The organism is Microbacterium sp. Be9 (assembly GCF_011754135.1).
Classification (GTDB): Bacteria; Actinomycetota; Actinomycetes; order Actinomycetales; family Microbacteriaceae; genus Microbacterium; species Microbacterium maritypicum_A.
Window position 1 is genome coordinate 612,479 of record NZ_WNWT01000004.1, and the last position, 25,537, is coordinate 638,015.

A 25,537-nucleotide genomic window follows, 5' to 3' on the forward strand; every position below is an offset into this window, starting at 1 on the left:
GCCCCGCGCATGCCCTGTCCGCGGCAGCCTCGCCGTTCATCGTGCACGGGAAGCCGATGCTCTCGCGGGGCGCTGACGATGCCACCCTCCGTCGTCATGCGCGACGTCGCCCTCGAGATGAAGGAGCCCGAGTACGGCCCGAACCCGATCAGGAGACAGGCCGGAGCGACGCGCCACCTCTTCTATGGACAGACGCGTCCGGGTACCCAACGCATCGAGCACGCGGCTGTGGCTCGAGTCCCGCCCGGACCCGTCCTCCTCGACGCTTTCGTGGATCGCGCCGTACAACTCCCTCACCTCCTGCGCGGAGGTCACACAGTGTGCGTCGTACTCGCGGAGCAGACGATGACACCCCGCCGACGAGGCAGACGTCACTGCACCGGGCACGGCGCCGAGTGGGCGACCGAGAGAGGCCGCGTGGCCCGCGGTGTTCAGCGATCCACTTCTCCACCCCGCCTCGACGACGACCGTCGCATGGCCGAGCGCCGCGATCAAACGGTTTCGAGCGAGGAACCGCCACTTGGTGGGCGCCGTCCCACACGGCGGCTCACTCACGAGAGCCCCTCGTTCCGCGATCTGACGCAGGAGACTCTGATGGCCGGCAGGATATGCGCGGTCCACGCCGCCGGCGAGGATCGCGATCGTGGCGCCCTGAACGCCGAGTGCGGCACGATGCGCGGCCCCATCGATCCCGTAGGCGCCACCGGAGACGATCACGGCGCCGGCGGCCGCGAGGTCACCCGCCAGTTCGGTCGCCACGTGCTCGCCGTACCCGCTGCAGGCTCGAGCCCCGACGATCGAGACTCGGGGCTCGCGGACGAGCAACTCCACGCGGCCGCGCACCCACAGCACGCTCGGGGCGTGGGGGCCGAGATCCGTGAGACCGCGGGGCCATGCGGCGTCTCCCGGGATCACGAGCTGCGCTCGCACGGCGACAGCTCCGCGCAGCGCGGCCATGACCGCCCGAGGATCGGCGCGTGGACGCCAGCGGGCGCGACCGTCGACCAGCGCGCGCGTCGCCGTGGCGCTGGCACCGCCCGGAGGGAGGAGCGACGACGAATCTCCCACAGCAAGAGAAAGCGCATCCGCTGCACCGAGCGATTCGATCAACGATCCGGCCACCGCATCGCCGGGCTCGGCGATCACAGACCAGGCGACACGCGCGACGCAGTCGGCCAGCTCATCACCGGGATGGAGGGTGCGGGTGAAGGCGAGGATCTCGGAATCAGCGAGGAGGACGTCCATCATCGCGGGAGCCCCCTTCGGAGAAGCAGCGCCCGTCCGACCTCGTCGATCCCGGGGCGATCGAGCTCCGCCAGATCTGCCATCGTCCAAGCCACACGCAGAACGCGATCGTACCCACGGAGCGTGAGGGCGCCGCGCTCGAGGGCTCGATCGAGTGGAGCGCGCACCGCAGGAGCCAGTCGGAGTGCCCCCTGACGCAGACTGGTCCCCGGCGCTTCTGCATTGCGCCGCCACCGCATACTCATCCACCGACGGGCAGCTCGCTCTCGGGCCGCAGCGACGCGTTCTCGAGCCTGCGCCGTCGTCATCGACGGGGAATGATCGCTCATCGCTCGCGATGCCGCGACACGACTCACCTGCAGATCGATGTCGATACGGTCGCGAAGCGGTCCGGACAAGCGCGTGGAGTATCGCCTGATCGACATGGGTGGGCAGATGCACTCCGCGCCGCGGACACCGTGGTTCCCGCACGGACAGGGATTCATAGCGAGCAGCAGCTGGAATCTTGCGGGAAACGTGGCGGTGAATCCCGCCCGATGCACCTCGATCGCCCCGGATTCGAGCGGTTGTCGGAGCGCATCGAGTGCGACCCGGGAAAACTCGGCGGCCTCGTCCAGGAACAGCACACCGCGGTGGGCGCGTGCGATCGCTCCCGGTCGCGCCGTGCGCGAGCCCCCTCCGACCAGCGATGCGACAGACGCGCTGTGATGCGGCGCCTCGATCGGCGGGAGCACATCGAGCGCTGCGACGGGCTCTCCGCTGAGTGATCGCACCGACGCGACCTCGAGTGCCTCCTGCTCCGTGAGGGACGGCATGATGCCCGGAAGCCTGCGCGCGAGCATCGTCTTCCCCGCGCCTGGAGGTCCGCTCAACAGCAGATGATGACCCCCGGCAGCGGCGACGATCAACGCTTCCACGGCATCCTCCTGACCGACGACATCGGCGAGGTCGAGCGTGTCACGTGGTCCGCTCTGGGCTGATGCCAGCACGACCGCCTCCACATCGGGCACTTCGACATCGGCACCGTGCCAGACCGCGACCTCTGCGAGTGAAGCGGCTGCGCGCACATCGACACCCGGTACCAGACGTGCCTCGGCTTCGTTTCCCCGTGGCACGATCACCGATTCGAATCCGGCGCGTGCCGCTGCGAACACCGCCGGTAGAACCCCGGGCACCGGCCGGATCCTGCCGTCGAGACCCAGCTCGCCGATGTGGACCGTCGCCGAGATCGACCGCGGTGAGATGACACCGCCAGCGGCGAGGCAGGCCATGGCAATCCCCAGGTCGAACCCGGCGCCGTGCTTGGGGAGGCTCGCCGGCGACAGATTCACCGTGAGCCGTCGCCGTGGAAGATCCAGCCCGGCGTTCTTGCAGGCGTTGTGCACGCGCTGGACGGCTTCGCCGAGGGACTTGTCCGGGAGCCCGATGATCCGGAACTCCGGTGTCTGGTTCGACATGTCGGCTTCGACCTCGACGAGATGCCCATCGACGCCGGTGAGCGCGACCGCCCAGGTACGCGAGGTCGTCACGCGATGTCCACGAGGTGCTCGAGAGAGCCGGAAGCCGGATCGGACCCGATGATGCCGATCGCTTCGAGCCGGATCACGCGCCCTCGCGCCTCCTCCGGATTCTCCGTCGCCCATGCCTGAGCGAGCTGCCAGAGCCGACGTCGCTTGCGAGCGTCGATGGCCTCGAACGGGTGCCCGTAGACAGCGGTCCGTCTCGTCTTGACCTCGACCACCGCGAGGTGGTGGTCGCGCACGGCGACGATATCGATCTCTCCCTGCGCACATCGCCAGTTCCTGGCGAGCACGGTGTACCCGCGACGCCTCAGATGCTGAGCGGCCCGCTCTTCCCCTGCTCTTCCGAGCTCGTCCTTCGCTGCCATACGGCCAGCTTCACGCGCACGCGGATCGCACGCGGCCGGCGCCGGCGCACAACCCCGGTGGTTGGGGAGAACTCGAACTTGCAGTGCGGGGTGCAGGAACACCGAGATCCGCAACGCCCCGAGGGGGCTCCCCGAGATGCTTCGTCGAGAGGCGCCGTCACTCGCCGTCGAGCGAGAGCTCCTGAGGGAGCTCGAACTCCCGGCGCTGCAGCTCCTCGACGTTGACGTCCTTGAACGTCAGCACTCGCACGGCCTTCACGAAGCGGTCAGCTCGGTAGATGTCCCACACCCAGACGTCGGTCATCGAGATCTCGAAATAGAAATCATGCTCGGTGTCACGACGGACGACGTTGACCTCGTTCGCCAGATAGAACCGCCGCTCGGTCTCCACGACGTACTGGAACTGCGACACCACATCCCGGTACTCCCGGAACAGTGCCAGCTCGAGCTCGCGGTCGTAGTCGTCGAAGGCTTCCTCATCCATGATGTGTCCATCCTAGAGTCGCGGACACCGGGGTGCGTCATCCGGCGGTCGGCCACGCTCGCCGCGGTCGACTCAGAAAAGGGTGGGAACGTCGGCGATCGCCCACGACGCGCGGTGGTAGCGGGAGAGCCCGATGGCGCGGATCGCGTCGCGATGCTCGAGGCTGGCATACCCCTTGTTGCGGTTCCACTGATACGCGGGATACGTCTCGTGGAGCTCCGCCATGTGCTGGTCCCGCGCGACCTTCGCGATCACGGACGCCGCGGAGACGGAGGCGCAGTCCCGGTCGGCTTTGATCACCGGGCGCACGTGGAGCGGCACCGGATGCACCTTCGACACATAGTCATGGTTGCCGTCGAGCAGCACGAGAGCGTCCTCGAGTGCGACCCCTTGATCCGCGACGGCCTGCACCGCACGCGACGCGGCAAGACCGAGCGCCCGCATGATGCCGACCTCATCGACCTCCTCCGCACTCGCCCACCCGACGGCCGACGCCTGCACCCATGCGGCTGCGCGTGCTGCGACCTCAGGTCTGCGCTTCTCCGTCACGAGCTTGGAGTCGCGGAGGCCCTCCGGCACGCGCCGACGCGCGCCTGCGGCATTCATCACGGCTGCGCCCACGGCGACAGGACCCGCGAGTGCCCCTCGGCCGACCTCGTCGAGTGAGATGATCACCCCGCACTCACCGAGGAGGTGCCTCTCGAGAGTGAGTTTCGGTGCGACGACGGTCATTCCGGATCCGGGACGCCGTTGAAGATCTCGTGGTGGCCGTCGATCGGTCCCAGCCTGTTCAACGGCCACGTCGTGAGGAACGCCTTTCCCACGATGTTCTCCATCGGCACGAATCCGCCACTGGGGAGATCCTGGTGCGCACGGGCGTCACGAGAACGATCGCGGTTGTCTCCGAGCAGCCAGACGGAATCCTCCGGGACCACGACATCGAAGGGCTCGTTGGACGCGGCCGTGTCCCCGGGAGGCAGATTGAGGTAGCTGAGCTCGTCGATGGGCGCGCCGTTGATCGTGATCTGGCCGAGTGCGTTGCAGCACACCACATGATCGCCCGGCAGACCGATCACGCGCTTGACCAGGTGGTCCTGCGAGTCCGTCGCGGAGATGCCCACGAAGTTCAGCACCCAGTCGACGGCCTCGACGAGCGGCGGCTGTGCGGGGGTCTGCGGCTGACCGTCGAGCCACCCGCCCGGATCCTTGAAGACGACCACGTCGCCCCGCTCGTAATCGGTCCATCGCGGCGTGAGCTCATCGACCAGGATGCGGTCGTTGATCAGCAGGGTGCGCTCCATCGATGCGGAGGGGATGTAGAACGAACGCACGACAAAGGTCTTCACCACGAACGAGACCAGCGCGGCGATCACGACGATCACCAGGACGTCGCGAAGGAATACGAGGAACCCGCGACGACGTCTGGACGTGGGCGCGGACGGGGATTCGGTCATCAGGTTCCTTCACGATCATGCACCGTCGTGCGGCGACGGTATCTAGGTTCGCACACCGGTGGGAGAACAAAGCACCCCGGGACGTCGTGTCCCGGGGTGCTGTGGAGATGCTGCGACTCAGCGGTCGCGCTTCTCCTTGATCTTCGCCTTCTTGCCGCGCAGCTGGCGGAGGTAGTAGAGCTTCGCGCGACGCACGTCACCGCGGGTGACGACCTCGATGTGGTCGATCACCGGGGAGTGCACCGGGAAGGTACGCTCGACGCCGACCTGGAAGCTGATCTTGCGGACCGTGAAGGTCTCGCGCACGCTGTCGCCCTGGCGACCGATGACGACGCCCTGGAAGACCTGGATACGAGAGCGGCTGCCCTCGGTGATGTTGACGTGCACCTTGACGGTGTCACCGGGGAAGAAGTCCGGGATGTCCGAACGGAGGGAAGCCGCGTCGACGGCGTCGAGGATCTGCATGATCGTCTCTCTCTGCACCCGCCACAGGTCGCATGCATGTATTCAAAGGAACAAGAAAAGGAGTGAGCTGTACGGAGCAGACGCGTCCGCGGGCTCCCCTGTGGCAGAGCCGGTCACAGCACAAACATTCATTCTGCCACGGATACGGCGCCCGGCCAAAACGACGACGTCAGTCGCGGGAATCGGTCTCCCGCACCACGATGACCTCGTGCGCGCGCGTCGGTGGTGCCGGCTCATCGACCGTCGGGATCGTGGACCACGTGATGGTCTCGCGCAGTCGGGTACCGCTTCCCTTCGCCTCGTTCCACAGCTGCCACAGCTGCAACCAGATCAGGGCGATCCCCGCCACGATCGCACCGGTGAGCAACCAGGGGAACGCCCCGTCGATGAAGAATCCGACGGCGATCGTGAGCCCGTTCCACACGGTGAACCCCGCCACGTCCCACCAGGAGACGGCACGCTCGATGCGGACGGACGGCCGTGAACGCGTGAGCAGCGTCAGCAGGAGCTGGCCCAGGAAGACGGACGGCATCGCAATGAGCAGCACCCAGAGGATCGACCAGCCGCCTTGGAAGACTCCCCACCCGATCAGCAGCCAGAGCGGCAGCAGGAACGCCGCCGGAAGGAGCCAGCGGAAGAAGGCCTGTCGCAACCACATGCTCAGATCGTACGTCGCTGCGTCCCCGCGCGTCCCGGTGTTCGCTGAGAGCGGTCGGGGATCCACCGGTGCGGGATCAGGGAGAATGGAGACGACGAGAGGACACACCCGATGATCGAACTGCGCACCCCCGCCGAGATCGATGAGATGCGCGCCGCAGGGCGTTTCGTGGCTGAGACCCTGGCGACGCTGCGCGACGAGACGAAGGTCGGGACCAATCTCCTCTCGATCGATAGACGCGCACACGACATGATCCGCAAAGCCGGAGCCGAGTCCTGCTACATCGACTACCACCCCTCGTTCGGTGCGAGCCCGTTCGGCAAGGTCATCTGCACCTCGGTCAACGACGCCGTCCTGCACGGGCTCCCCCACGACTACACGCTGCGCGACGGCGACCTCGTCACCCTCGACTTCGCCGTCTCCGTCGACGGATGGGTCGCGGACTCCGCAGTCTCGTTCGTCGTCGGAACCGCGCGCGAAGAAGATCTCCGACTCATCGACACCACCGAGCGCGCCTTGGTGGCAGCGATCGACGCCGCGACGGTCGGTAACCGCATCGGCGACATCTCCTCAGCTGTCGCTGCCGTCGCCCACGGAGACGGCTACTCGATCAACACCGACTTCGGCGGACACGGCGTGGGGCGCACGATGCACGGGGATCCGCATGTCCCGAACGACGGCCGCGCCGGACGGGGCTTCCCCCTGCGTGCGGGCCTGGTGCTCGCGCTGGAGCCCTGGTTCCTTGCGACGACCGACGAACTGGTCACGGACCCGGATGGATGGACTCTGCGCAGCGTCGACGGCTCCCGCGGCGCGCACTCGGAGCACACGATCGCCATCACCGAGGACGGACCCCTCATCCTCACGGACCGGTCGTTCCTCGGCGTCGACTGATCGAGTGCGGCCGGTCTCTCAGGCGCGGCGGTAGACGTAGACGTCCGTGACCTGCGGAAGGTCGAGCATCTCTCTTCCACGCGTGCCCGCTGAACTGTCGAGCACCGCCCCGATCTCCCCCAGCATCCGCGCACGCGTCGACTCCTCGGCGACGAGCAGGCTGCTCACCGTCGCCCATCGACGAAGATAGTGGTCGCGCGAGATGCGCTCGGCCCAATGGATCTCCTCCCGGCGGACGAGTTCGAAATGGGGAAGCACCTCAGCCGCACCGTCGGTCGTCGCGTCGGCCTCGGACACCGCCGGATGAGCGATGCGGTGACAAGCCCGGTCCCAGGTGCACGTCGGATCGGAGCGATTCCAGAGCAGCCCGAGCGCCCCTCGGGGGACCAGCACGCGAGCGATCTCGTCGCAGGCCGCGTCACGATCGAACCAGTGGAAGGCCTGGGCAACCGTGACGACGTCCACTGACGCATCCCCGAGCGGAATCCGCTCCGCTGCTCCGATCTGAGCTTCCACGTCGGGGAGTTTGACTCGCAGCACCTGCAGCATGCGCTCCGACGGCTCCACGGCCACCGTGCGCCGCGCACGATCGACGAGCAGTTCGGTGAACTTGCCGGTCCCGGCACCCAGGTCCAGCCCGACGTCGACGGTTGTCGGAACGATCATGGCCGCCGCTGCCTCCGGGAATCCGGGGCGGTATCTGTCGTAGTCGTCACCGATGATCTCGAACGACCTTGCGAGCGCATGTTCAGGCATGACTCGACGTTACCAAGGCTCATCTCACACCCCGCGGGTCCGGGAACTGCGGCGTATGCCATTCTGAATCCATGATTCCGCAGGACCGTCATGTGCCGGAGCGTGTGCTCCTCGCTCGGCACGGGCAGACCGTGTGGAACGTCGAGCACCGACTCCAAGGCCAGCTCGACTCTCCACTGACAGAGGCCGGTGTCGCCCACGCCCACGCGATCGCGGACAGACTCGTGGGCGCTCACGTGCTCACCGTGTGCACCAGCCCTCTCGGCAGAGCGATGCGGACGGCGATCATCATCGCCGATCGGATCGGAGCGGAACTGATCGAGGTGCCGGAGCTCGCAGAGCTCGACCACGGTGAGCTCGCCGGGATGACATGGGAAGAGATCGACGAGGTCTACCCGACCGCCAGAGAGGAACGTGCCGCCAACCGCTATGGCTGGGCATTCCCGGGCGGGGAGAGCTACGCGCAGGCCAGGTCTCGGGCGCGGAAGGCGCTCAGCAACTGTGGGTGGGCGGCCGAGGGCGTCCCCCTGCTCGTGAGCCACGAGATGATCGGACGCATGCTGCGCGCGGAGTTGCGAGGACTGGACGCATCGAGTGCGCTCGGTCTGCGGCATCCGCACGGTGTGGTCTTCGATATCGAACGCCGGTCCGAGCGGATTCTCTGAGGCGGACGTTGACGCCGGGCCCGACGGGATTCAGATCTGCCCGTCGATCACGAGGACGCGGCTTCGCCCTCCGCAAGCAGGTCGGGTCGACGGGTTCGGGTCCGCACGAACTGCTGCTCGCGACGCCAGGCGGCGATCGCGGCATGATTGCCGCTGAGCAGAACGTCCGGCACGGCACGCTCACGCCATGACGCGGGCTTCGTGTAGGACGGATACTCCAGCAGTCCGTCCTCGTGCGACTCCTCGACGAGGCTCTCGGGGTTGCCGACGACACCGGGGATGAGTCGGCCGATCGCCTCGATCATCGCCATGGTCGCGACCTCGCCCCCATTGAGGACGTAGTCGCCGAGGCTGATCAACCGGACCTCGCCGAGATCGGCGGCGAACTCGAACACGCGCTCATCGATGCCCTCGTAACGACCGCAGCCGAAGACGAGATGCTCACGGGTCGCCAACTCACGTGCGGTCTTCTGGGTGAAGACCTCCCCCGCCGGCGACGGGAAGATGATGGTCGGTCGCTGCCCGTCCTCGGTGTCGGAGGAACCGGCGATCTCGTCGAGCGCGAGCCCCCAGGGCTCCGGCTTCATGACCATGCCGGCGCCGCCGCCGTACGGCGTGTCGTCCACCGTCCGGTGACGATCCGAGGTCCAGTCGCGCAGGTCTCGCACACGCAGGTCGATGAGACCCGTGCTCTGCGCCTTGCCGAGCAGGGACAGCGTCAGGCCGTCGAAGTAGGACGGGAAGATGGAGAGGACGTCGATGCGCACGGAGGAACCGTATCAGCGGTCACTCGGACGCGTCGGCGTCCGGGGCGACCTGCGGCTCGGCGTCCGCGGTCTCTGCGACCTCTTCGAAGAGTCCCGGCGGCGGCGTCACGATGACGCGGCCCTCCTGCACATCGACGGTCGGGACGATGGCGGCGACGAACGGAACCATGACCTCGTCTTCGCCGGCCTTGACGATGAGGAGATCCTGTGCCGGGAAGTGCTCAACCCGTATGACCCGCCCGATGACCGTGTCGTCTCGGACGACATCGAGTCCGACGAGCTGATGGTCGAACCATGCGTCGTCCTCGACCTCGTCGGCGTCCTGGTCGATCCACAGGATCGCCCTGACGAGGCTGTCGGCGGCGTCACGGTCGTCGACGTCTTCGAAGAAGACGACGGGATTGCCGTTCATCACGCGGTACTCGCGCACCGTGATCTGCTTGCCGTGCCACGGAGATGCCTCTGGCACCTGCAAGGTGAATCCGGCACCGGGGGTGAAACGACCCTCGGGGTTGTCCGTGTACAGCTCGAGCTTGAGCCCACCCTTGAGTCCGTGCGCCTTGACGAGGCGTCCGACACGCAACTGGTTCTTGCCCTGATTGCGGTCCTTCGGCACCACGTCAGTCGTCCGCGACATCGACGCGGACCCGACGCCCGTCAGCGAGTGCGCTGACGAGGGTGCGAAGGGCCTTCGCAGTGCGGCCGCCGCGCCCGATCACGCGTCCACGGTCATCGGGGTGCACGCGCACCTCGAGGAGGTCGCCTCGCGGCGACGTGGATTCGTTGATGCGAACATCCTCCGGGTGATCGACGATCCCCTTGACGATGTGTTCGAGCGCGGCGGCGAGCACGACGGATTACTCTGCGTCTGCTGCGGGAGCCTCAGCGGCCTCCGCGTCGGCCGCGGCGGGAGCCTCCTCAGCGGGAGCCTCGGCCTTCTTCTCGACCTTGGGCTTGACGACGGACTTCTTGGACGCGTCGATCTCGAAGGGGACCTTCGGCTCGGCGACCTTGAGCGTGGACTTCGCGTCCTTGTCGCCCTTGAACTTGCCCCAGTCGCCCGTGATCTTGAGGATGGCGGCGACCTGCTCGGTCGGCTGCGCGCCGACGGAGAGCCAGTACTGCGCCCGCTCGGAGTCGACCTCGATGAACGAGGGCTCCTCGGTGGGGTGGTACTTGCCGATCTCCTCGATCACGCGACCATCGCGCTTGGTCTTCGAGTCGGCGACGACGATGCGGTAGTACGGCGCACGGATCTTGCCCAGGCGCTTGAGACGAATCTTGACAGCCACGATTCTCCTGAATTGTGTGGAAGGAAACGAACCGGTCGCCTGGAGAGTGGGGTGCACACCCGGCGGAAGCTCAAATGAGTGTGGACACCTGCTGGATAGAGGGTCGAGCAGGTGGTCCAGCCCTCTATTCTGCCAGATGCGCGCGCCAGGCGCGAAACGTGGGGAAACCGCCGTTGCCGTGTCGCATGCCTCGCGTGCCAGACTGTGCGGGTGAAGCTCGAGTTCGCCTCATCCGCCCGGTCCACCGTCGGCCTCGAATGGGAGATCATGCTCGCGGACCCCGCGAGCGGTGACCTCGTCGGTCGCGCCCCCGAACTTCTCGCCGCGCTCGAGGCCGAGAGCGCCGACGAGCGTCATACGGTCACCGGCGAACTGCTCACCAACACGATCGAGGTCACGAGCGGTATCGGCGATTCCGTGGCTCATGCGGTCGACGACATCGCGAACGCCATCACCGCGGTGCGGGCCGCGACCGATCCGGCGGGTGTCGAGCTGCTCTCGGCCGGAAGCCACCCCTTCGCGCAGTGGTACGACCAACAGGTGACGGACAAGTCGCGCTACCACACCCTGATCGAGCGCACCCAGTGGTGGGGACGCAACATGATGATCTGGGGAATCCACGTGCACATCGGCGTCGAGGACCAGCGCAAGGTCTTCCCCATCATCAACGCTCTCGCCGGGTTCCTCCCGCACCTGCAGTCGCTGGCGGCGTCGAGCCCGTTCTGGGCGGGAGAACGCACCGGATATGCCTCCAACCGCGCACTCGTGTTCCAGCAGCTTCCCACCGCCGGCCTGCCGTGGCCGCTGCACGACTGGTCGCAGTACGAGTCCTACCTCGATGACATGGTGCGCACGGGTGTCATGGCCGACGCGACCGAGGTGCGCTGGGATATCCGTCCCGCTCCACGCTGGGGCACCATCGAGGTCCGCGCGTGCGACGGGCTCTCCACCCTGCCGGAACTTGCATCGGTCGCGGCGCTCGTCCAGGTGCTCGTCGAGGACTTCTCACGACAGCTCGACGAGGGGAAGGCACTTCCGGAGCTTCCCGCCTGGTTCCACCGCGAGAACAAGTGGCGCGCCGCGCGCTACGGGCTGGAGGCCCGCGTGATCGTCGACGCCGACGGCACGCAGCGCCCGGTGCGCGAGCATCTGACGGAGACGCTCGAAGCCCTCACCCCGACAGCCGTCGAGCTCGGCTGCGGTCGCGAGTTCGGCGGCATCGCCACGATCCTGGAGGGAGGCGCAAGCTACGCGCGACAACTCGCGGTGGCGGATGCCGCGGGGGGCGACCTCTCAGCGGTGGTGCACCACCTGATCCGCGAGTTCCGCTCCGGGCCGGAGTCCTCCACCGACGAGTCCTAGCGGTCGAGGGCAGCGAGCTCAGTCCTCGACGAGGCGCCTCGCGAGCCCTTCGTCCAGGACGACATCCGTGATCAGGCCAGCGGCCAGGGCCGCGCGGAGACTCACCAGCTTCGGGATTCCCGAGACGACACACACGCGACGCGGGACGCGACGCAGACGGTCGAGGCCGGGACCCGTGGCTCTGGCATTCACACGGATGTCGCGCCAGGACCCGTCGGAACGGAAGAACACCGTCGCGACGTCGCCGATGGCGTGGTCCTCCCGAAGGCTGCGATAGTCATCGCGTCCGAGATAGCCCCCGACGTAGACCCGACTCGGAACCTCGGCGGCGGGCGAGCCGAGGCTGAACACGGCGACGTCCATCTTCGCCTGCAGATCGAGCACACGACGAGTGCTGCGCTCACGCCACATGGCCTCGCGGGTGGCAGGGTCATCGAAGAACGCGGGAACGGGGAACTGCTGGACCTGTGCACCGAAGGCGCTGCCGAACCGTTGCAGGATGTCACTGGAGTACTCCACGCCGGTCGTCTGCGTGTTCCCGGCCCCGTTGAGCTGCACGAAGGTCGTGTTGTGCGTCTCCTTCTGCGTGAGCCCGCGACTCACCGCACTGATGGTCGAGCCCCATGCGACGCCGATCACCATGTTCGAGTCGACGAACTGCGACAGCAGCCGTCCGGCGGTGAGCGCAACGCGCTCGAGACGTTCGACCTCGCTGAGGATCTCCGGCATCGGCACGACGTGCGCCGCCACCCGATGCCTGTCGCGAATCCGATGCTCGAGCATGCCGAGGCGTTCGAGCGGGGAGTTGATCCGGATGTCGACCAGGCCGCTCTCCCGCGCGAAGCTCAGCAGCCGCGAGACCGAGGACCGGGAGGTGCCGAGCTCTTTCGCGATGACTTCCATCGTCTTGTCCTGCATGTAGTAGAGCTGCGCGGCGGTGAGCGCCGCGATCAGCTTGCTGTCGCGGGATTCCGCGCTTGCACCGGCCATGATGACCTCCTCGCCCTCGATCCTTGCACATATGTGCAGTGGGCTTGCGCGGGATGTCACACAGGTCGATGCTGGTTGGCAAGTAAGGAAGAGAGGGTCGACGATGATCGATTCGACACACTCGTCAGCGGAGCGCGCGGAGATTCGCGCCGTCCGTGAATCCGGACGCACCAGCGTCCTCGTCATCGGCGGGGGGATCAACGGCATCTCCACGTTCCGCGACCTGGCTCTGCAGGGCGTCGATGTCGTGCTCGTCGAGCGAGGGGACTTCGCCTCCGGCGCATCCTCCGCATCGAGCCACATGATCCACGGCGGGATCCGCTACCTCGAGAACGGTGAGTTCCGGCTCGTGCGCGAGTCCGTCGAGGAGCGCAACGGCCTGCTCAAGATCGCCCCGCACTACGTCAAGCCGCTGCAGACGACCATCCCGATCTACTCGACATTCTCGGGCATCCTCTCCGCTCCCCTGCGCTTCCTCACGCACAAGAGCGGAAAGCCCCAGGAACGGGGCGCGTTCCTGATCAAGGTCGGCCTCACGATCTACGACACCTTCTCCCGTGACGGAGGGATGGTGCCTCGCCATCGGTTCCTCGGCCGCAAGAAGTCTCTCGCCGAGCTTCCCTCGCTCGACCCGAAGATCAAGTACACCGCCACGTACTACGACGCCTCGATGCACGACCCGGAGCGCCTCGCGCTCGACGTGCTGCAGGACGGACGCACGGCGCACCCGGGAGCGCACGCTCTCAACTACGTCGAGGCCATCGCCCGCGACGGCGACAAGGTCGTCCTCCGCGACCGCGAGAGCGGCACGGAGTTCACTGTGCAGGCTGACGTGGTCGTCAATGCCTCCGGCCCCTGGACCGACCTCACCAATGACGCGCTGGGCACGGACACCCGCTTCATGGGCGGCACCAAGGGCTCGCACATCGTGCTGGATCACCCCGAGCTGCTCGAGGCGACGCGGGGGCGCGAGATCTTCTTCGAGCACTCCGACGGCCGCATCGTGCTCATCTACCCGCTCAAGGGACGCGTCCTGGTCGGCACCACCGACATCGACGCCGACCCGCGCGAGGTGCCGGTGTGCACCGAGGAGGAGGTCGACTACTTCTTCGACCTGATCCACCACGTCTTCCCGACGATCCCCGTGGCACGCGACCAGATCGTGTACAAGTTCTCTGGTATCCGTCCGCTGCCGCGCCATGAGGACACCGCTCCCGGATTCGTCTCCCGCGACTATCGCATCGAAGTCGACGAGAAGGGCGCAGTCCCCCTCGTGAGCCTCGTCGGCGGAAAGTGGACGACGTTCCGCGCGCTCGGCGAATCGCTCTCCGACGTCGTGCTCGGCCTCATCGACCGCACCAGGACCGTCTCCACCGCGGGACGCGCGATCGGCGGCGGCCGGGAGTTCCCGCGCACCGAGAAGGCCAAGCGCATCTGGATCCAGGAGAACCTTCCCGGCGCCGGTGCCCGCGCCGATCAGCTGCTCGCCCGCTACGGCACTCGGGCCGCCCAGGTCTGGGAGTACGTCGAGCAGGGAACGGACGCTCCGCTTGCCGGCGGCGCCCTCTCCACGCGCGAACTCGAGTGGATGGTGCAGAACGAGATGGTGGCGCGCCTCGAGGATGTCGTCCTGCGTCGCACCAGCATCGCGTTCACCGGTGGCGCCGATGCCGAGGTCCTCGACGAGATCGCCGACGCGCTCGCGCCGATGCTCGGCTGGGATCGCTCGCGTCACGACGCCGAGCTCGAGCAGACGCGCCAGCTGCTGAACGAACGACACGGACTCGATATCCCGTCCCGCACCCGCGGCTGACGGGGTCTCGGACTGCCGCCCTCCTCGCGGCGCAACTCCCATAACGTGTCGGGGCAGAGGGGCCCCGACACACAAGAAAGGTCAAAGAAGACATGGCTGATGTGAATCTCGGTCTCTACTTCCTCTCCGAGCTGGTCGGCACAGCGATGCTCGTGCTGCTCGGATGTGGTGTCGTCGCCAACGTGGCCCTCGCGAAGAACAAGGGCTTCGGCGGCGGCTTCCTGATGGTCAACTGGGGATGGGGCCTCGCGGTCTTCGCCGGTGTGCTCGTCTCCGCCTACTCCGGTGCGATCCTCAACCCGGCCGTCGGCATCGGCCTGCTGCTCGCGGGCAAGATCAGCTTCGTGATGTTCCTGACGGCCACGGCCGCTGAACTCGTCGGAGCGATCCTCGGTGCCATCGTCACGTGGCTCGCATACAAGCAGCACTTCGATGAGGAGCCCGACCCGGCCAACAAGCTCGGCGTGTTCTCGACCGGCCCCGCGATCCGCTCGTACGGCTGGAACCTCGTCACCGAGATCATCGGTACCTTCGTGCTCGTGTTCGTGATCTTCGCGTTCGCCGACTACGGCGACATCGAGGTCGGCACCCCCGGCGGCCTCGGACCGCTCACCGCGCTCCCCGTGGCACTCCTCGTGGTCGCGATCGGCGCCTCCCTCGGTGGCCCGACCGGCTACGCGATCAACCCGGCGCGTGACCTCGGCCCGCGTATCGCTCACGCGATCCTCCCGATCAAGGGCAAGGGCTCCAGCGACTGGTCCTACTCGTGGGTCCCGGTGGTCGGTCCGCTCATCGGTGGCGCGATCGCCGCCGCTGCAGCGCCCGTCCTGCTGCACCTCGCCTGAACGACCTGAATTCAAAGGAGAACACAATGGCTGACTACATCCTCGCCATCGACCAGGGAACCACTTCGAGCCGCGCGATCATCTTCGACAAGAAGGGCAGCATCATCGCGACGGGCCAGAAAGAGCACGAGCAGATCCTGCCGAAGGCCGGCTGGGTCGAGCACGACGCCTCCGAGATCTGGCGCAACGTCCAGGAGGTCATCGGCCTGGCTCTGAGCCGCGCCGACCTCACCCGCCACGACATCGCTGCAGTGGGCATCACCAACCAGCGCGAAACCGCGGTGGTCTGGGACAAGACCACGGGAAAGCCCGCCTACAACGCGATCGTGTGGCAGGACACGCGCACCCAGGCGATCGTGGACCGACTGGCTGCTGACGGCGGCGTCGAGCGGTTCAAGCCGATCGTCGGTCTGCCCCTGGCCACCTACTTCTCGGGTACCAAGATCGCCTGGATCCTGGAGAACGTCGATGGAGCCCGTGAGAAGGCGGAAGCCGGCGACCTGATCTTCGGCACGACCGACAGCTGGGTTCTCTGGAACCTCACCGGTGGCGTCGACGGTGGAGTGCACGTCACCGACGTGACCAACGCCTCGCGCACGATGTTCATGGACCTCGAGACGCTCGAATGGCGCGACGACATCCTCGAGGCCTTCGGTGTGCCGCGGTCGATGATGCCGGAGATCCGCTCGTCCTCGGAGGTCTACGGCGCGGCGGAGGACTCCTCGTTGCTTCGCGAGACCCCGATCGCCGGCATCCTGGGCGACCAGCAGGCGGCGACGTTCGGTCAGGCGGCGTTCCAGAAGGGCGAGAGCAAGAACACATACGGAACGGGCTGCTTCCTGATCTTCAACACGGGCGAGGAGATCGTCCACTCGAAGAACGGGCTGCTCACCACCGTCGGCTACAAGCTGGGCGACCAGCCCACGCATTACGCCCTCGAAGGCTCGATCGCCGTCACCGGATCGCTGATCCAGTGGCTGCGCGACCAGCTCGGCATCATCTCCTCGGCACCCGAGGTCGAGGAGTTGGCCGACAAGGTCGAGGACAACGGCGGGGTCTACATCGTGCCGGCGTTCTCCGGTCTGTTCGCTCCGTACTGGCGTCCCGACGCCCGAGGCGCGATCGTCGGACTCACCCGGTACGCGAACAAGAACCACATCGCTCGCGCAGCTCTAGAAGCGGTCGCCTTCCAGACGCGTGACGTGCTGGATGCCGTGAACGCGGACGCCGGCGTGGATCTCACCGAGCTCAAGGTCGACGGCGGCATGGTGGCGAATGATGCGCTCATGCAGTTCCAGGCAGACGTCCTCGGCGTGCCGGTCGTTCGCCCGGTGGTCGCGGAGACCACGGCGCTCGGTGCGGCCTACGCGGCCGGACTCGCGGTCGGATTCTGGAACGGGCTCGACGACCTCTCCGCCAACTGGCAGGAGGACAAGCGCTGGGAGCCGTCCATGGAGGAAGCCGAGCGCGACCGCCAGCTGCGCCTGTGGCGCAAGGCGATCACCAAGTCGATGGACTGGGTCGACGACGACGTGAAGTGATCTGACGCGACAGCGAAGCGGGTCCGGAGTCCAACTCCGGACCCGCTTCGTCGTCTCCGCGGCAGCGGCCCGCTGAACCGTCAGAACCCGTTGATCGACGCGAAGAAGGCGCCGGTACCGTCGACCGAGACGCGTCCGCTCTCGTCGCTCGACGTCACCTGCTCGTAGCCGGAGTCGCTCCAGTAGAAGACATCCGTCGCGATCTCGCCGACGCCCTGTCCGAACATCTGCTGAGCGAATCCGTGCATGTCCTGCACGACATAGATCGCCTCCGGTCCGGTGATCACATGGAACGCGACATGATGACGTGAGGGCACGGCGAACAGGACGCCGTGCGGAGCCGATGAGATACCGGCTGCGGCCAGGAGGGCCGGGAAGTCGAGCACCCGGCTCGCGGTGAACATGGAGTCCGACACGATCGCTTAGAACGCGCCGTTGCCGACGTCGACGGTGTGCACCTCTTCGATCGGCTCCGCCGAAACTGCCGCGAGGGCCGTGGCCCACAGCTGTCCGGCATCGAACCGGCCGACGATCGCGTCAGGGACGGCGGTCGTGGTCTCGGGGTGATCGAGCATGAGGATCGCTTCGAGGCCGCTCACGATCGTGCGCCGGTACGTGTACGCCGCACGGTGGCTCTCCGGGAGATACGACGACGGGATGAGACGTGCTTTCACGAGGGACAGGACCTGATCATCGGAGAGATCTTCGTCGCGAGGGGCGGCCTGACGGCTCAGCAGACCGGAGATGTGACGCTCGACAGCCTCCGGCCAGTTCGACTCCGGTTCGAGCTTCACGGCGCGCGCGAGGTTGTACAGCCCGTACTGCGCGCCGGAGTCCCCCTCGGCGCAGTCGCCGTGCACGGTGATCGCCCCTGCTGTCGTAGGCCACTTCTCCGCGAACAGAGTGCGCAGCAGGGTGGCCTGCGGGACCGTGAGGTCTTCGAGATCCGCATCAGGCTGTGCTGCGTTCGACTTCTCACCGAAATTCAGGAACCCCATGCGGTACTCTCCCCCGGCGATCACCGGCCGAAGGACTTCTTCGGCGCGGACTCAAACGGACTCAGACTAACGCAGGCTGGCCGACGGTCGATTCCGCCGGGAGGTGGTCACGCCGAGTGCGCGACTTCGGTCACGGCGATGAACGCGCGTGCGACGTTCCGTGGCGCGGCAGCGTCCCAGGCGAGGTATTCGAGACGCACAGGGCCACCGCGCACCTCCACCGTGACGACATCGAAACCGGAGCGATCGACGGTCCCCGGCGCCAGCAGGGTCACTGCCAGCCCTGCCTCCACGAGTCCCAGGATGAGGGTCGCGGAGTCGGCTTCGAAGGCGACGTCACGCGTCAGGCCCGCAGCGGCGAACGCCCCGTCGCTCTGCGCACGACCGGAGGTCGCCGTCGGGAAGTCCGCGAACGTCATCCCCGCGACATCGTCGAGCGCGATGCTCTCCGCATCCGCGAGTTCGTGCCCGCGAGGGAAGACGGCGACGAGGGGATCCCGAGAGAGGACACGCGACTCCACCCCCTCTGGATCGACACCCTCTCGCAGTCCGAGCAGCGCGATGTCGAGCTCGTCGTTTCGGAGCCTGCGGGCGAGGACATCGCTGTTTCCGACCTGCAGTTCCACCCTGACGAGCGGGTAGGCCCCACGGTAGGCGACGAGCACCGCGGGGAGGTCGATGGCGGTCACCGTGGGGATGACGCCGATTCGCAGCGTGCCTTCCACGACGCCGTCGACGGCGGCGGCGTCCTCCTTCGCCTGGTCTGCTGACCGAAGCGCGCGCCGCGCGTGTGCGACGAACGCCCGACCTGACTCTGTCAGGCGCACATGGCGACTCGACCGTGCGAACAGTCGGCGGCCGAGTTCACGCTCGAGTGACGCGATCTGGTGGCTCAACGCCGATTGGGTGACGAAGCACCGTTCGGCGGCCCGGGTGAAGCTCAGCGTCTCGGCGACTTCGACAACATAGCGGAGCTGTTGAAGTTCCATGCTTCCATGATCTCGGTTCATGTATGCGGTGACAACCATGCGTTGGACTCATCACTTTGTTCCTCGCAGGCTGGAAGCATGAACCGCCTGCCCCTGGTGCTACTGACCGCCCTCGCCCCCATCGCATGGGGCACGACCTACCTCGTCACGACAGAACTGCTCCCGCCCGGGCACCCGCTGTTCGCCGGGCTCCTCCGCTCCCTCCCCGCGGGGCTCCTGGCAGTCCTCATCAGCAGGTGTCTCCCCCGCGGCGGGTGGTGGGGAAAGTCGTTCATCCTGGGAGGGCTCAACATCGGCGCCTTCTTCCCGCTGCTGTTCCTGGCCGCGGAGCGGCTCCCTGGCGGCGTCGCAGCCGCGGTCGCGGGTGCGCAGCCGCTTATCGTCCTCGTCCTCGGAGCGCTCGTGCTGCAGGAACGGATCCGGCCGCTCGCCGCCGCCGCTGCCGTCGTCGGCGCTGGCGGAGTGGCCCTGGTGGTCCTGGGTCCCGCCGCCGAGCTGGATCTCGGGGGGATCCTCGCCGCTGTCGGAGGCGTCACCGCGACGGGAGCGGGGATGATCCTGACGAAGCGATGGGGCCGGCCGGTTGGCGTCGGGCCCGTCGCCTACGCCGGGTGGCAGCTCAGCGCGGGAGGGCTTCTGCTGCTGCCGTTGACACTGATCGTCGAAGGCGTGCCCCAGACCATCGACGGGAGCGCCGTGCTCGGATACCTGTGGCTCGGGACGGCGGGCGGGATCGTCGCCTACACGCTCTGGTTCCGCGGCGTCCAGCAGCTCCCGGTCATCGCGCCGGGGCTCCTCGCGCTGCTCTCCCCCATCGTCGCGACGACGCTCGGCGTCGTGGTCGCCGGGGAGCGATTCAGCCCCCTCCAGGCCATCGGCCTCGTCCTGACTCTGGGCGCACTCGTGCTGGGGCAGCTGGCCTCGCGGCCCAATCGGCGCACTGCCGCGCCCGCCCCGCATGCAACGGCCGCGGATGCTCTCACGGCGCCGCGCTGAGCGGAGTCAGCCCTTGCCGAAGAGCTTCTGGATCTCGGCGAGGTCGGCTTCGCTCGGAGCTTGAGCTGCCCCGCCGCCCAAACCGAATCCGGAGCCGGTCGGCGTCGCGGACGATGCGATCCCCGCGTTCTCGGCCGCGCGCTTGGCCGGGTTGCCTGAACGCGATCCACCGGAGGACTTGCCCTTTTTGCCGCGCTTGGAAGAAGCGCCGGGACGCCCCATCCCGGGCACCGGCCCCATACCGGGGATGTTCGGGGTGCCGCCGCGCGCCACCGTCTTCATCATCTTCGCGGCCTGCTCGAAGCGCTGCACGAGCTGGTTCACGTCGGTGACGGTCATACCGGAACCCTTGGCGATGCGCAGACGGCGCGATCCGTTCAGGACCTTGGGGTTGCGGCGCTCCCCCGGCGTCATCGAGCGGATGATGGCCTCCGTGCGGTCGATCTCCCGCTCATCGAAGTCGTCGAGCTGCTGCTTCATCTGGCCCATGCCCGGGAGCATCCCGAGCATCTTCTTCATCGAGCCCATCTTCTTCATCTGCTGAAGCTGGTCGAGGAAGTCCTCGAGGGTGAAGGCCTCGGTCGCGAGCTTCTCGGCCATCTTCATGGCCTCTTCCTCATCGAAGGCCTGCTGGGCCTGCTCGATGAGGGTGAGGATGTCGCCGAGGTCGAGGATGCGGCTCGCCATGCGGTCGGGGTGGAAGGGCTCGAGGTCCTCGAGTCGCTCACCGGTCGAGGCGAAGATGATCGGCCGGCCGGTCACGGAGGCCACCGAGAGCGCGGCGCCACCGCGGGCGTCGCCGTCGAGCTTGGAGAGCACGACTCCGGTGAAGTCGACGCCGTCCTGGAACGCCTTGGCGGTGTTCACGGCGTCCTGACCGATCATCGCGTCGATGACGAACAGGACCTCGTCGGGGTTGACAGCCTTGCGGATGTCCGCCGCCTGCTTCATGAGCTCGGCGTCCACGCCGAGGCGGCCGGCGGTGTCGATGATCACGACATCGTGCTGCTGACGACGTGCGTAGTCGACACCGTCTCGAGAGACCTTCACGGGATCTCCGACGCCGTTGCCAGGCTCGGGGGCGTAGATCGACGCACCGGCCTGCTCCGCGACGACCTGAAGCTGGTTGACCGCGTTCGGACGCTGGAGGTCGGCGGCGACGAGCAGAGGCGTGTGCCCTTCGCCCTCGAGCTGCTTCGCGAGCTTGCCGGCGAAGGTGGTCTTACCGGAGCCCTGCAGGCCGGCGAGCATGATCACCGTCGGTGCCGTCTTCGCGAACTGCAGACGGCGCTGCTCTCCGCCGAGGATCTGCACGAGCTCTTCATTGACGATCTGGACGACCTGCTGCGCGGGGTTCAGCGCCTTGTTGACCTCATCGCCGAGTGCGCGTTCGCGGACCTTCGCGGTGAACTCCTTGACGACGACGAGCGCGACGTCGGCATCGAGCAGGGCGCGTCGGATCTCGCGGACGGTGCCGTCGACGTCGGCCGCGGTCAGCTTTCCCTTCGTGCGCAGATTGCGGAAGGTCTCGGTGAGCCGATCGGAGAGCGTGCCAAATGTAGCCATGGTGCTCCGATTCTACGCGAGCCGAGGCCGGTCGCTCAGCCCCGCGCGGGAGTCAGGACCAGGGAAGGTCGTGGATCGTTCCCAGGGCTTCCCTCAGGACCGTCTCCGGCGTCCCCCGTCCGGCTCCCTGTTCCGCCCACACGCGCAGTGAGGAGAGCACGGCGGCCGCGTGTGCCGCCCCGAGGATGTCGGCACGGATGACGTCGACTCCCGAGGCGGACGCCGCGCGTGACACCGCCGCGGACAGACGGGCGAGGCGGAGACCGGTGTCACGGATGAGCTCGCCCTCCACCCCCATCGCTGCGGCATTGCGCAGCGCCAAGGCAAGGGGGTCCGGTGCGAAATCGTGCACGATCGACAGCAGTATGTCGTGAACCGCGTCGCCGGTCGTCGCCCTGCCGAGCTGTTCCAGCGAGGCGATGGCCTGTCCGATCCGTTCGTCGACGCCCGACCACAGCACGTCGCTCTTGGACGCGAAGTAGTTGAAGAAGCTGGACCGGCTGACGCCAGCGCGCTGCGTGATGTCCGCCACAGATGTCGCGTCGTATCCGCGCTCCAGGAAGAGCTCGCATGCTGCTTCTGCGAGGGTCTCCCGCGACGACGCCTTGGGTCGCCCGGCTCTGCCAGTGGAACTCATGTCCTCACGTTATCGCGGGGGCGGGTCGAGAGCGCCGCCCCCGCTCGCCGAGGGGTATTGTTGTCCTCAGTCCATTTACGCAATGAAGGCGGTTCTGTGATGCTCGAGATCCTCACGCCCGGGTTCGCTCCGACGTTCGTGCCGTACATCGACGGGTGGGAGCTTCAGCGTCGCGTCCACGCCGATGTCGTCGACGGCACCCGTCCCGACACGCTGATCCTCCTCGAGCACGAGGCCGTCTACACCGCGGGCAAGCGCACGGAACCCCAGGAGCGGCCACAGGACGGCACCCCCGTGATCGACGTCGATCGGGGCGGGAAGATCACCTGGCACGGGCCGGGGCAGCTCGTGGGCTATCCGATCGTGCGACTCCCCGAGCCGATCGATGTCGTCGCGCACGTGCGCCGTCTGGAGCGTCTCCTGATCGACGTGCTGCGCCCCTTCGGCGTCGACGGCTATCAGGTCGAGGGCCGCAGCGGGGTCTGGGTACGCCGGCCACTCTCGGAGGACAAGGTGGCGGCGATCGGAGTGCGCGTGCAGCAGGGGGTCACGATGCACGGCTTCGCCATCAACTGCGACAACTCGCTGGCCGGCTTCCGCGGCATCATCCCGTGCGGCATCATCGATGCCGGCGTCACTACGGTGAGCGAGGTCGTGGGGTCCGCCGTCCCGCCCCTCGAACTCGTCGACGCCGTCACCCGCGCCTTCCTCGCCGAATACGCGACCACCGAACTGACAGGAGCCCTCGCATGACCGCCGCCCCCGAGGGTCGCAAGCTCCTCCGCCTCGAGATCCGCAACGCCGAGACACCGATCGAGCGCAAGCCGGAGTGGATCAAGACGAAGGCGAAGATGGGCCCGGAGTACACGGCGCTGCATTCGCTCGTGAAGAGCGAGGACCTGCACACGGTCTGCCAGGAAGCGGGCTGCCCGAACATCTACGAGTGCTGGGAAGACCGAGAGGCGACCTTCCTCATCGGTGGCTCCCAGTGCACCCGCCGCTGCGACTTCTGCCAGATCGACACGGGCAAGCCCGCCGACTATGACACCGACGAGCCACGCCGGGTTGCGGAGAGCGTCGTCCGGATGAACCTCCGGTATGCCACCGTCACGAGCGTGGCCCGCGACGACCTCCCGGACACCGGCGCCTGGCTCAACGCCGAGACGGTGCGCAAGATCCATGAGCTGAACCCGAACACCGGTGTGGAGCTGCTCGCCAACGAGCACAACGCCGATCCGGCGTTCCTGGGGCAGATCTTCGACGCGCGCCCTGAGGTGTTCGCGCACAATGTCGAGACGGTGCCCCGCATCTTCAAGCGCATCCGGCCGGCGTTCCGCTATGAGCGCTCGCTCGACGTCCTGACCCAGGCTCGGGACGCCGGACTGATCACGAAGTCCAACCTCATCCTCGGGATGGGTGAGGAACCCGAAGAGGTGGTGCAGGCGCTCAACGATCTGCACGACGCCGGATGCGACATCATCACGATCACGCAGTACCTGCGGCCGACACCACGCCACCACCCGGTCTCACGCTGGGTGAAGCCGGCCGAGTTCGTCGAGTTCAAGGAGGAGGCCGAGCGCATCGGGTTCCTCGGTGTTCTGGCGGGTCCCCTCGTGCGGTCGTCGTATCGCGCCGGTCGACTCTGGGCGCAGTCCATGACGTCGAAGGGACGCGAGATCCCCGCACACCTCGCGCATATCGCCGAGAGCGCAGACCTCGGATTCGCGCAGGCCGTCTGACCTGAACGCTGCCCGGACCCCGTCCGGGCGGCGGATCAGTCCGCGCTCATGACGGACTGAACGCTGCCGTCCGAGCCGAGATTCACGAGCAGCACGTCGTCCGTCGAGCTGTCGTCGAGCGCATACTCGAGCACCGCGAACGGTTCAGAGCCTCCGTGCTCATCGGCGAGGATCGTCATGCTCATCAACCGGAGCGATCGGATGATGTCGACGGCGGCATCGCCCGAGACATCGACGAGGACATCCGGCAGATCGTCGCCGTACGTCTCCTGCTGCTGGAGGATGTACTCGGTCACCTCGCTCGTGCGGTCATCGACTTCGGCGAGCATGCCACGCCGGGCCGTGTCGTCGACGCTCTCGAGGCCTGCGATGAGCGATGCGGCGATGTCGAGCGCATCCGCGGAAACGTCGTCCTGATCCGGCGCGGTCAGATCGACGGTGACACTCTGGTCGCCGAGCTCCACTGTCTCCGACCAGAAGATCGAGCCGTCCGGGCCTGAGGACAGGAGTCCGAAGTAGTCGTGTTCGATCGCCATAACGCTATGAAACCAGCCTCGTGCTCACTGCGGTAGTCCCGTCATCAACCGACCAACGACTGGACGAACACATGGGGGGTGAAACCGGTCAGATCGTCGATCCCCTCGCCCTGTCCGAGCAGCTTCACCGGGATACCGGTGCGCTCCTGCACCGCCAGCACGAACCCGCCCTTGGCCGACCCGTCGAGCTTGGTGAGGACGAGTCCGGTGACGCCGGCGTGCTCGAGGAAGGCCTCGGCCTGCATGACACCGTTCTGGCCCGTGGTGGCGTCCAGCACGAGCAGCACCTCGCTGATCGGCGCCTGCTTCTCGATCACGCGCCGGACCTTCGAGAGCTCGTCCATGAGGCCGCCCTTGGTGTGCAGACGCCCGGCCGTGTCGATGATGGCGATCTCGATGCCCTCGCGCTTGGCATACTCGACCGTCTGGAATGCGACGGATGCCGGATCCTGACCTTCCTGCTGAGGCCGCACGATCGCGGCTCCACCGCGCTGCGCCCAGGTGGCGAGCTGGTCGACCGCGGCCGCGCGGAAGGTGTCGGCCGCGCCGACCACGACACTGCGCTGATAGCCACGGAGGAACTTCGTGAACTTGCCGATGGTCGTCGTCTTCCCGACGCCGTTGACGCCCACGACGAGGACGACAGCTGGACGCTCGGTGAGCTTCAGCGTCGTGTCGAACTTCGCGAAGTGCTCCTCCAACGTCTCCCGCAGCATCCGCTGGAGATCCTTGGGGTCGGTGGTGCGGTACCGCTCGACCTTCGCACGCAGCTCATCCACGACGCGTTCGCTGATGTCCGGGCCGAAGTCGGCCGTCAGGAGAGCGGTCTCCAGGTCCTCCCAGGTCGTCTCATCGATGGTGGGCTTGACGAACATGCCGCGCAGTGCGCGACCAAGAGACCAGGACTTCTCCGCCATCACTCCAGCCTACGGGTTGTGCGAGTGGATGCTCCGCCCG

General features: G+C 67.2%; 30 protein-coding genes. 9 read left to right on the forward strand and 21 right to left on the reverse strand.

The genetic code is table 11. The annotated features are described in order from the left end of the window. Nucleotides 1-36: 36 nt before the first annotated feature. The 8 genes from dprA to GLO27_RS07210 form a co-directional block, all read right to left on the reverse strand. Nucleotides 37-1,248, reverse strand: coding sequence for a DNA-processing protein DprA (gene dprA, locus GLO27_RS07175; protein ID WP_167254203.1), 1,212 nt, complete (start codon nucleotides 1,246-1,248; stop codon nucleotides 37-39). Beyond that, a complete protein-coding gene (locus GLO27_RS07180) occupies nucleotides 1,245-2,774 on the reverse strand; it encodes a YifB family Mg chelatase-like AAA ATPase (protein WP_167254205.1) in 1,530 nt (509 codons plus the stop codon). The genes dprA and GLO27_RS07180 overlap by 4 nt, the downstream gene beginning before the upstream one ends. Next, the gene (locus GLO27_RS07185; RefSeq protein WP_167254207.1) at nucleotides 2,771-3,133 is read right to left on the reverse strand and encodes a YraN family protein; all 363 of its coding nucleotides are present in this window, start codon (nucleotides 3,131-3,133) and stop codon (nucleotides 2,771-2,773) included. The genes GLO27_RS07180 and GLO27_RS07185 overlap by 4 nt, the downstream gene beginning before the upstream one ends. A 157-nt stretch (nucleotides 3,134-3,290) precedes the next feature. Next, the gene (locus GLO27_RS07190) at nucleotides 3,291-3,617 is read right to left on the reverse strand and encodes a DUF2469 family protein (RefSeq protein ID WP_017830719.1); all 327 of its coding nucleotides are present in this window, start codon (nucleotides 3,615-3,617) and stop codon (nucleotides 3,291-3,293) included. Between the two features lie 72 nt (nucleotides 3,618-3,689). Beyond that, nucleotides 3,690-4,349, reverse strand: a complete 660-nt coding sequence (locus tag GLO27_RS07195) for a ribonuclease HII (RefSeq protein WP_167254209.1) — start codon at nucleotides 4,347-4,349, stop codon at nucleotides 3,690-3,692. Beyond that, nucleotides 4,346-5,071, reverse strand: a complete 726-nt coding sequence (gene lepB, locus GLO27_RS07200) for a signal peptidase I (RefSeq protein ID WP_021200473.1) — start codon at nucleotides 5,069-5,071, stop codon at nucleotides 4,346-4,348. The genes GLO27_RS07195 and lepB overlap by 4 nt, the downstream gene beginning before the upstream one ends. Before the next feature lie 117 nt (nucleotides 5,072-5,188). After that, the gene (rplS, locus tag GLO27_RS07205; protein WP_017830722.1) at nucleotides 5,189-5,536 is read right to left on the reverse strand and encodes a 50S ribosomal protein L19; all 348 of its coding nucleotides are present in this window, start codon (nucleotides 5,534-5,536) and stop codon (nucleotides 5,189-5,191) included. A 169-nt stretch (nucleotides 5,537-5,705) separates the two neighbouring features. Then, nucleotides 5,706-6,194 (reverse strand): MFS transporter permease, encoded by a 489-nt coding sequence (locus GLO27_RS07210; protein ID WP_167254211.1) that lies wholly within the window; start codon nucleotides 6,192-6,194, stop codon nucleotides 5,706-5,708. Nucleotides 6,195-6,305: 111 nt separating this feature from the next. On the opposite strand from GLO27_RS07210, the gene map reads away from it, so the two are divergent. Further along, complete coding sequence (gene map / locus GLO27_RS07215; protein ID WP_021200465.1) at nucleotides 6,306-7,088, forward strand: type I methionyl aminopeptidase; 783 nt, start codon at nucleotides 6,306-6,308, stop codon at nucleotides 7,086-7,088. Between the two features lie 18 nt (nucleotides 7,089-7,106). On the opposite strand, the gene GLO27_RS07220 is transcribed toward map, so the two are convergent. Then, nucleotides 7,107-7,844: a class I SAM-dependent methyltransferase gene (locus GLO27_RS07220; RefSeq protein ID WP_167254213.1), complete on the reverse strand. Its 738-nt coding sequence runs from the start codon at nucleotides 7,842-7,844 to the stop codon at nucleotides 7,107-7,109. A 71-nt stretch (nucleotides 7,845-7,915) separates the two neighbouring features. Here GLO27_RS07220 and GLO27_RS07225 point away from each other — a divergent pair, with 71 nt between their 5' ends. Beyond that, on the forward strand, nucleotides 7,916-8,509 hold the full coding sequence (locus tag GLO27_RS07225) for a histidine phosphatase family protein (protein WP_021200463.1): 594 nt from the start codon (nucleotides 7,916-7,918) through the stop codon (nucleotides 8,507-8,509). 47 nt (nucleotides 8,510-8,556) lie between these two features. Here the strand turns inward: GLO27_RS07225 and trmD are convergent, their stop codons facing one another. From trmD to rpsP, 4 genes are read right to left on the reverse strand one after another with little or no spacing between them, the layout of a single operon-like run. Further along, nucleotides 8,557-9,276, reverse strand: coding sequence for a tRNA (guanosine(37)-N1)-methyltransferase TrmD (gene trmD / locus GLO27_RS07230; RefSeq protein ID WP_021200462.1), 720 nt, complete (start codon nucleotides 9,274-9,276; stop codon nucleotides 8,557-8,559). Nucleotides 9,277-9,295: 19 nt separating this feature from the next. After that, on the reverse strand, nucleotides 9,296-9,913 hold the full coding sequence (rimM, locus tag GLO27_RS07235) for a ribosome maturation factor RimM (protein WP_136024839.1): 618 nt from the start codon (nucleotides 9,911-9,913) through the stop codon (nucleotides 9,296-9,298). Beyond that, nucleotides 9,897-10,127, reverse strand: coding sequence for an RNA-binding protein (locus GLO27_RS07240; RefSeq protein ID WP_017830729.1), 231 nt, complete (start codon nucleotides 10,125-10,127; stop codon nucleotides 9,897-9,899). The genes rimM and GLO27_RS07240 overlap by 17 nt, the downstream gene beginning before the upstream one ends. 6 nt (nucleotides 10,128-10,133) lie before the next feature. Beyond that, the gene (rpsP, locus tag GLO27_RS07245; RefSeq protein WP_021200460.1) at nucleotides 10,134-10,568 is read right to left on the reverse strand and encodes a 30S ribosomal protein S16; all 435 of its coding nucleotides are present in this window, start codon (nucleotides 10,566-10,568) and stop codon (nucleotides 10,134-10,136) included. Between the two features lie 210 nt (nucleotides 10,569-10,778). On the opposite strand from rpsP, the gene GLO27_RS07250 reads away from it, so the two are divergent. Continuing rightward, nucleotides 10,779-11,930: a glutamate--cysteine ligase gene (locus GLO27_RS07250; protein ID WP_167254215.1), complete on the forward strand. Its 1,152-nt coding sequence runs from the start codon at nucleotides 10,779-10,781 to the stop codon at nucleotides 11,928-11,930. An 18-nt stretch (nucleotides 11,931-11,948) separates the two neighbouring features. Here GLO27_RS07250 and GLO27_RS07255 read toward each other — a convergent pair whose 3' ends face one another. Continuing rightward, the gene (locus GLO27_RS07255) at nucleotides 11,949-12,920 is read right to left on the reverse strand and encodes a sugar-binding domain-containing protein (protein WP_021200458.1); all 972 of its coding nucleotides are present in this window, start codon (nucleotides 12,918-12,920) and stop codon (nucleotides 11,949-11,951) included. Nucleotides 12,921-13,023: 103 nt separating this feature from the next. Here GLO27_RS07255 and GLO27_RS07260 point away from each other — a divergent pair, with 103 nt between their 5' ends. The 3 genes from GLO27_RS07260 (at nucleotide 13,024) to glpK (ending at nucleotide 17,119) form a co-directional block, all read left to right on the forward strand. Next, nucleotides 13,024-14,733: a glycerol-3-phosphate dehydrogenase/oxidase gene (locus GLO27_RS07260; RefSeq protein WP_021200457.1), complete on the forward strand. Its 1,710-nt coding sequence runs from the start codon at nucleotides 13,024-13,026 to the stop codon at nucleotides 14,731-14,733. A 92-nt stretch (nucleotides 14,734-14,825) separates the two neighbouring features. After that, nucleotides 14,826-15,578: an MIP/aquaporin family protein gene (locus GLO27_RS07265; protein WP_021200456.1), complete on the forward strand. Its 753-nt coding sequence runs from the start codon at nucleotides 14,826-14,828 to the stop codon at nucleotides 15,576-15,578. A gap of 26 nt (nucleotides 15,579-15,604) precedes the next feature. Next, complete coding sequence (gene glpK, locus GLO27_RS07270) at nucleotides 15,605-17,119, forward strand: glycerol kinase GlpK (RefSeq protein ID WP_021200455.1); 1,515 nt, start codon at nucleotides 15,605-15,607, stop codon at nucleotides 17,117-17,119. An 80-nt stretch (nucleotides 17,120-17,199) separates the two neighbouring features. On the opposite strand, the gene GLO27_RS07275 is transcribed toward glpK, so the two are convergent. The 3 genes from GLO27_RS07275 to GLO27_RS07285 form a co-directional block, all read right to left on the reverse strand. Continuing rightward, nucleotides 17,200-17,535 (reverse strand): hypothetical protein, encoded by a 336-nt coding sequence (locus GLO27_RS07275; protein ID WP_167254217.1) that lies wholly within the window; start codon nucleotides 17,533-17,535, stop codon nucleotides 17,200-17,202. A 6-nt stretch (nucleotides 17,536-17,541) separates the two neighbouring features. Further along, nucleotides 17,542-18,117 (reverse strand): hypothetical protein, encoded by a 576-nt coding sequence (locus GLO27_RS07280; protein ID WP_167254219.1) that lies wholly within the window; start codon nucleotides 18,115-18,117, stop codon nucleotides 17,542-17,544. A gap of 107 nt (nucleotides 18,118-18,224) precedes the next feature. Next, nucleotides 18,225-19,106, reverse strand: coding sequence for a LysR family transcriptional regulator (locus GLO27_RS07285; RefSeq protein WP_167254221.1), 882 nt, complete (start codon nucleotides 19,104-19,106; stop codon nucleotides 18,225-18,227). A gap of 78 nt (nucleotides 19,107-19,184) precedes the next feature. Here GLO27_RS07285 and GLO27_RS07290 point away from each other — a divergent pair, with 78 nt between their 5' ends. Beyond that, nucleotides 19,185-20,102 carry an EamA family transporter gene (locus GLO27_RS07290; RefSeq protein WP_167254222.1) on the forward strand — a complete coding sequence of 306 codons (918 nt, stop codon included), beginning with the start codon at nucleotides 19,185-19,187 and terminating at the stop codon, nucleotides 20,100-20,102. Between the two features lie 6 nt (nucleotides 20,103-20,108). Here GLO27_RS07290 and ffh read toward each other — a convergent pair whose 3' ends face one another. Then, nucleotides 20,109-21,668 carry a signal recognition particle protein gene (gene ffh, locus GLO27_RS07295; protein WP_021200451.1) on the reverse strand — a complete coding sequence of 520 codons (1,560 nt, stop codon included), beginning with the start codon at nucleotides 21,666-21,668 and terminating at the stop codon, nucleotides 20,109-20,111. Nucleotides 21,669-21,720: 52 nt separating this feature from the next. Next, nucleotides 21,721-22,305, reverse strand: a complete 585-nt coding sequence (locus GLO27_RS07300; RefSeq protein ID WP_167254224.1) for a TetR/AcrR family transcriptional regulator — start codon at nucleotides 22,303-22,305, stop codon at nucleotides 21,721-21,723. A gap of 99 nt (nucleotides 22,306-22,404) precedes the next feature. On the opposite strand from GLO27_RS07300, the gene lipB reads away from it, so the two are divergent. Next, nucleotides 22,405-23,058, forward strand: a complete 654-nt coding sequence (lipB, locus tag GLO27_RS07305; RefSeq protein WP_167254226.1) for a lipoyl(octanoyl) transferase LipB — start codon at nucleotides 22,405-22,407, stop codon at nucleotides 23,056-23,058. After that, entirely contained in the window at nucleotides 23,055-24,044 is a 990-nt protein-coding gene (lipA, locus tag GLO27_RS07310) for a lipoyl synthase (RefSeq protein ID WP_167254228.1), read from the forward strand. The genes lipB and lipA overlap by 4 nt, the downstream gene beginning before the upstream one ends. Nucleotides 24,045-24,079: 35 nt before the next feature. Here the strand turns inward: lipA and GLO27_RS07315 are convergent, their stop codons facing one another. Both GLO27_RS07315 and ftsY read right to left on the reverse strand, forming a co-directional pair. Then, a complete protein-coding gene (locus tag GLO27_RS07315; protein WP_017830742.1) occupies nucleotides 24,080-24,580 on the reverse strand; it encodes a DUF2004 domain-containing protein in 501 nt (166 codons plus the stop codon). Between the two features lie 44 nt (nucleotides 24,581-24,624). After that, the gene (ftsY, locus tag GLO27_RS07320; RefSeq protein WP_167254230.1) at nucleotides 24,625-25,497 is read right to left on the reverse strand and encodes a signal recognition particle-docking protein FtsY; all 873 of its coding nucleotides are present in this window, start codon (nucleotides 25,495-25,497) and stop codon (nucleotides 24,625-24,627) included. Nucleotides 25,498-25,537: the final 40 nt, after the last annotated feature.